Source organism: Verrucomicrobiota bacterium, from assembly GCA_039192515.1.
Lineage (GTDB): Bacteria > Verrucomicrobiota > Verrucomicrobiia > Methylacidiphilales > JBCCWR01 > JBCCWR01.
In genome coordinates, this window is sequence record JBCCXA010000034.1 from 33456 (window position 1) to 39932 (window position 6477).

Sequence of the window (6477 nt, forward strand, 5' to 3'; positions counted from 1 at the left end):
CACTTATCAGCGTATACCCCTAAAACTCCTAATTAGCTCCCTAACACTCCACCAATAAGAGGTAACAAGCCCTACAACAATCATAGCAAATGGTAACCCCACTATACCGTATAGCCCGCTGAAAAATATGCTAGCAACTAAAACAGCAACCCCGGACAACAGCCAAACTAACCAGAAAGGATTTTTATTCTCTGTCAAGACCATATTTGCCACAGCCCCTTTCATAGTTTCTAACCCGTAGCTTACACCGATTACCGATAAAATAAATACTGTAGGTAATGTTGTTTCTCCGCCTATTAAGTCGATCATTGTCGGACCAAAAATTATAAGGATAGTCGACAAACTAACATAAGTTAAGAAATTCAAAGTTACTCTTTGATAAAAGATTCTCTTTATTTCATTGATATGATTTTGCACTCTGAGTTGATGGTATAAAGGTATTTTTACTCTTGTCCAAATAGCCGAGATCTGGTTAATCGCTCTAAAAAGTTGTAGGGCAAGACCGTATGACGCCGTCTCGCTTAATGTTAATATAGAGGCGCAAACAATTGGAGAAGCAGATAGAGTCAAATAATTACCCAAGCTCATCACTCCAGAACGCCACGAGTTGGGCCATAGTATGGCCAAGGTAGCCTTACAAAAACGAGCCTGCTTTGTGTTACTTTTGAGGTTAGATAACTGTTCAAAATATTTCTTAGCTAATATTCGATAGACCATACTCATAGCTAGGTTTCCTAAAGCTAGGGCAAGTATACCGAAGTCAAGGAGCAAGCCGGAAAGAGAGACCGAGTAGTTGGCCAAAAGGCTTATGATAAAAAGTTGCTCATTCTTCTTCATGTGGTTAATGCCAACTAGTAGATGTCCCCAAAAACCTATTGCAAGATTTAGCGAACAAGATAAGCAGTATATTAGCCAAGCTGCCAAAACTTTTTGAGGCTCTGATGTTTCTTGAGCCTTGTTCCATATCCAAAAACTGATGCCGACTGATATTATTGCAAATGAAATACTTCCCAAGACCAGATAAAAGGACCTTATTGTACCAATCAACTTAGATAATTCTTGAGTGTTAGGAGTGACATTTTTAGGAGCGTCTTTTTGATTTGAACTAAATCCGAATGTTTGCAATCTTTTTGCTCCTCCCCACAAGTATCCTGTAGCTCTCACTACAGACTGTCCAAAACCTAAATCGAGCTGATTAAACACCAATCCCAAAGAAAGAAAAATATACCAAAGCCCAACTTCTCCACTAGGCAATTGGTATAGTATAATAGGCACCATGAGTAAGTTTCCTCCTACTCTGAGCCCGGATGCCATCGCTCCCCAAAAAACAGTCGATTGCTTGGCTCTAATCAAATAATTTTTCAACAGACCCATTAGGTGCCACGAACATAGTGTTAACTGCTAACTATTCAAGCTTTGCTTTTTTACTGAGTAAATTTATTTTAGCTTTAATTTTGGGCATATGAAACTGATCGTAAATGGCTCATTCCTTAGCAAACCGCATGTCGGCATGGGAATGCACACCCTAAGATTAATAAAAGGACTAAAAAGACAATATCCTGAATTGGATTTTTCTGTGGTCCTTCCTCAGGATTTAAAATTCAATATCGCTCAGGACATCCATTTTATTTATTCCCCAGCTTCCAGCCTGAAACACCCTTTATTAAACACAATTCATCAATCTCTAATCATTACCCAGTATTGTAAAAAAAATTATCCTGAAGCCATCTTCCATTCTCCATTTCCCATGTGGAGCTTATGGCAGCCCCAAAAAACCATCGTTACCCTACATGATTGTCTCTATCAAATATACCCAGAATATATGGGTAAGCGTGGTTTGCGTAAACTATATCTCACAGGAACAGAATCCTATGCCGCAAAATCAAATCGGGTCTTAACCGTTTCCCAGCACTCGGCGCAGCAAATTGCCATTCACACGCCAATTCAACAAAAAAAGTTGAAGGTAGTATATAACTGGATTCCTGAAAACTTCGATGACGTTACCGATGAAGAGACTAATCTGGTGAGAAAGAAATATCAATTACCCGAAGAATTTTGGTTATATATGGGTGGATACGACTTTCGCAAAAATGTTGATATGCTAATCAAAGCCTACGCGACAGTTGCTCAGAAAAAAAATTGTCCACCACTTGTCCTGGCTGGAAAATTACCAGATGAAAAATCGCCACTCTATTGCCATCCAATGACTACAGCTAAGCATTGTCATATTGATGATAAATCTCTGTTAAATCCGGGCTTTATTCATGACAAAGACATCGCATCTCTCTACAAAGCAGCTAGGCTGGTTATCTATCCTTCACTTTATGAAGGATTTGGTCTCCCAATACTTGAGGCATCCTCAGTTGAAACACCAGTTATAGCATCTCACTCCAGTAGCATTCCGGAAATCATCGAGAATCGGAATTGTCTTTTTGATCCACTCTCGGTAGATGATTTAATCCTAAAGTTAGCAAAAGCCGCTGATCATCCAGAATCGTTTCTAAATCCCCTAAAAGATAAATTCACTGAAAAAAAATGCCTGAAACAATACCTAGATATATTAAAGGATGTAGATGATAACCATTCTTAAACTAAGTTCTATACTCTAAAGTTCCATTCGCTCTTAAAATCTCTATCTAATAGAGTGGAAAGTATATCGACGTCTTCGCTTAGATTCTCTAGAAGATACTCATATACATGGTAGTCGGAGCTATCAAATCGTTTTTCAATAGTGTTTGCCTTCCAGAGAGTGTCAAATAAGCGAGATCTCAGCTTATCGGGCAACAAGCTTTTGGCCATCCGTCTAGGAAATGAATTTCTATCGATCATCAATTGGTGTAACCAATTAACCCTAGACTTGCCTCCTTTATTACTCCAAGGTAGCTGGAGCTTGGAGTTATCATCTATTTCAAGAAAGTCAGACAAAGAGCGCAAACTTTCAACTGGGCTATCACGAAGCTTATCTAGTGTTTCAATCCAAAAACTAGATCTTGGAAATGCGCTAAAATAGCGCTTAATATGTCCTGTAAATGAAGCAAGATTAAGGTACTGCAACATGATAGGAGCAAATGTGTAAGGACCATAGTTGGCTTGTTTACCCTGCCTTCTTTCTTTCTCTAACGCTAAGGCATCTTTTAGAGAAGTTGCCCCCTCATAACCTTGTAGTCTATTGTGGCTGTACAGAGATTCTATAAAGTCTATGGGATTACGCAGCATAATTATAATCTTAGGATCAACACTTGACAGGCAAATTTCACGGCACGCCGCTTGGGAATAAAGATATAAAACGGAAGCCTCACAATAATATTTACTATCTTTTGAGAAATCAAAAAGATTCAAATATTCATCTCTAGTCATTTGATGGCTTTTTCTCTCAAGATCAGAACATAAGTAAACTGGCTCTTTAATATTCGAGCCCGTAATTTCCGGATGCTGCACTAAAGCATCAAATAGAGAAGTTGTTCCACACTTGGGTGCCCCAATGATAAACAAGTTAGGAAATTGGATCATTGCACTAATTATTTATTAGAAAAACTAGAAAATCTTCTCCTCAGTGAATCTGACCACGTTTGAGCATCTACCTCATATTCATAATTTTTATCAGCATGGTTCATATGATCACTCATCTGGGCAAATACCATAGAATCACCACTACGTGGGTAAAAGAACACTTCCCATACTGGAGAAGCTAATAAATAGGGAACTAATATTTTTCCTTTTCGACATTCCGAAAGTTGGGCTAAGCACTCTGGACTACTCGCGTTATCAATTAGAATACATGAGCCTACTCTAAATTTACTCTCGAGAATTTTAAATTCCTCAAACGTCCTCATTGCCGAAGGTGCTGAATCTAATAATACAAAATCCACATGCGTTAGCTCAGAATACAAATGATCTAGACTTTCTAAACTGTCCCCTACTCTAAACTCGATGTTCGAAAAAATAGGCTTTGTCTCTGCTTCAGTCCGGTCTACCACTTCCTGACTAATATCTATTGAATAGAGCTTAGCTGAATCAACACCTCTTAGACTTCTCGCAAATGCCATAGTGCTAACACCAGTGCCAATCTCGATGGCTATAAATCCCCTATTTAATTCTGATCTCTCTGATAAAATTCTTTGGATAGCTTCCACATGCGTTTCGTTTTGATATACCCTCGCCCAAGGGAATATGGGCAGTAACTTCATCACAGTTCTGCCTATAATGTTTTGAAGGGGAAAGATCATATTACTAACTTGTTTATTTTGCACAGTACTTCTTTATATGAAAGCTAGTCTTAGCTTCATGATTATTTACAAAACTATCAACATTTGGAATTCATGACCACTTTACTTTTTTCTTCTAGCCACAGTATAACATTTGTTAATATTTTGAAGTCATAGGGTAGCTTATCCTAATATAAAAGCCAGTTGTCAAATTAGCCCTATCTCTAGAGAATGGTTAGAACTGCAATATTGCTGAAGGTGGATGAAGATACTAGCAAGAAAGGCCTTTTCCTAAGCATCATCGGACTTTGTGTGAGAGTTGTTAAAAAAGCCTGAGGCTAATAGAATTGATTGTTTTATAAAAATCTGCCTGCTAGTTTGAAAAGCTTATGATTTTGATACTAGGTGGCAGAGGGTATGTTGCCTCCGCTTTTCATAAATACCTCTCTTCTGTGGGACTGGAGCACAAAGTTCTCAGTAGAGCTGAGGTTGATTACGCAAAAAGAGAAAATCTCCAAGAAGCCTTACGATATCTAAGACCTCATTTTGTCATAAACGCAGCTGGGTATACGGGTAAACCAAATGTTGACGCGACAGAAAGTAAGAAAACTCTATGTGTCGATGCCAATTTATCACTCGTTTGCAAGCTAGCGGACATCTGCACAGATATGAGAATTCCTATGGGACATGTTTCTTCAGGCTGCATTTTTTCAGGATCTCGAGCAGATGGTTCCGGATTTATAGAGAAAGATCCACCCAACTTTGACTTCAGACATAATAATTGCAGTTTCTACAGCGGCACTAAATCGCTAGCTGAAGAAGTCCTTAACGAAACAGAAAATGTCTACTTATGGAGATTACGTATCCCTTTCAATGAAATTGATAGTCCTCGTAACTACCTAACAAAAATCATGAATTATGAGAGACTACTAAATGTCAGAAACTCGATCTCACAACTCGATGAATTTGCGCGAGCTTGTTGTCAATGCTGGGAGAAACGGATCCCCTTTGGAAAATACAATGTCACAAACCCAGGATCTGTGACCACCGAAGAAGTCGTAGAAATGATCGTCAAAGCGGGTTTTTGCAAAAATCGCAAATTTGCTTATTTCAAAGATGAACAGGAATTTCTGGAGAAAGCGGCCAAAACCCCTAGAGCTAGTTGCATTATGGACTCCTCTAAGATTCTTAATTGTGGAATTTCACTCACGGAAGTTCATGAATCTTTGGAATGGTGCCTCAACAACTGGAAAAGCTAAACAAACTGTATTCCAAGCAACCGTATTCAAAAAACACTTTATTAGTCCCAATGTTATGTTTAGAAATCTCCATGCACCATATGAGAGTATGTTTTTTAGAACTTTAATTTTATATAGAGAGGCTAGTGAATGAGAATTTTTGTAACAGGCGGAGCGGGTTTTATAGGCTCAAACTTTATCTTACAACAGTTGAGTGAAAAATCTATTCTCGATGTAGAAAAATTGATTAATTTCGACAAGCTCACTTACGCTGGTAACTTAGATAATCTCAGTTCGATCAAGCATAATCCACGCTACCACTTTATTGAGGGAGATATCTGTGATCAAGAATTGGTGAGTGCCCTCTTTAAGGAATATGACATTACCCATGTGCTTAATTTTGCTGCGGAATCCCACGTGGATCGATCAATCGAAACCCCGGAAGCATTTATTCAAACAAATGTCATTGGCACTCTCAGGCTCTTGCAAGCCTTTAAAGAACTTTGTGCTAAAGAGAAGACAGATAATGCTCAAAGAAAGTTTTTACATGTCTCGACCGATGAAGTGTACGGGACTCTATGCGCAAATGATCCTCCATTTTCCGAAACCAACTCCTATTTACCAAATAGTCCTTATGCAGCTTCTAAAGCTGCTAGCGACCATTTGGTGCGTTCCTATTTCCACACGTTCGGTCTACCGGTTGTCACAACCAACTGCTCAAATAATTATGGCCCCTACCAATTTCCCGAGAAACTCATACCTCTAATGATCCTGAATGCCTTGGAAGGAAAAGATCTCCCTATTTATGGCGATGGAAAGAATGTCCGAGATTGGCTTCACGTCGAAGACCATTGCCAAGCCATTGCTACTGTTTTACTAAAGGGGATGGAAGGAGAAACTTATAATATAGGAGGAAATTCTGAAATGACTAATCTAGAGGTTGTCGATACCATATGCACCAGTCTAGATAAACTAAAACCCAAGGATTCGGGATCCTATCTAGATCAAAAAACCTTTGTCAAAGACCGTCCAGG

At 38.8% G+C, this 6477-nt stretch carries 6 protein-coding genes; 3 read left to right on the forward strand and 3 right to left on the reverse strand.

Annotated elements, in window-relative coordinates:
• Nucleotides 1–6: 6 nt before the first annotated feature.
• Nucleotides 7–1314 (reverse strand): hypothetical protein, encoded by a 1308-nt coding sequence (locus AAGA18_12975; GenBank protein ID MEM9446251.1) that lies wholly within the window; start codon nt 1312–1314, stop codon nt 7–9.
• A 148-nt stretch (nt 1315–1462) separates the two neighbouring features.
• Here AAGA18_12975 and AAGA18_12980 point away from each other — a divergent pair, with 148 nt between their 5' ends.
• Nucleotides 1463–2590, forward strand: a complete 1128-nt coding sequence (locus AAGA18_12980) for a glycosyltransferase family 1 protein (protein ID MEM9446252.1) — start codon at nt 1463–1465, stop codon at nt 2588–2590.
• Nucleotides 2591–2598: 8 nt separating this feature from the next.
• Here AAGA18_12980 and AAGA18_12985 read toward each other — a convergent pair whose 3' ends face one another.
• Complete coding sequence (locus tag AAGA18_12985) at nt 2599–3510, reverse strand: sulfotransferase domain-containing protein (protein MEM9446253.1); 912 nt, start codon at nt 3508–3510, stop codon at nt 2599–2601.
• A gap of 8 nt (nt 3511–3518) precedes the next feature.
• Complete coding sequence (locus tag AAGA18_12990; protein ID MEM9446254.1) at nt 3519–4226, reverse strand: class I SAM-dependent methyltransferase; 708 nt, start codon at nt 4224–4226, stop codon at nt 3519–3521.
• A gap of 368 nt (nt 4227–4594) precedes the next feature.
• Between AAGA18_12990 and AAGA18_12995 the strand changes: the two genes are divergently transcribed.
• Complete coding sequence (locus AAGA18_12995) at nt 4595–5464, forward strand: sugar nucleotide-binding protein (GenBank protein MEM9446255.1); 870 nt, start codon at nt 4595–4597, stop codon at nt 5462–5464.
• Nucleotides 5465–5593: 129 nt separating this feature from the next.
• A partial coding sequence (gene rfbB, locus AAGA18_13000) for a dTDP-glucose 4,6-dehydratase (GenBank protein MEM9446256.1) occupies nt 5594–6477 on the forward strand: 884 nt, incomplete at its 3' end.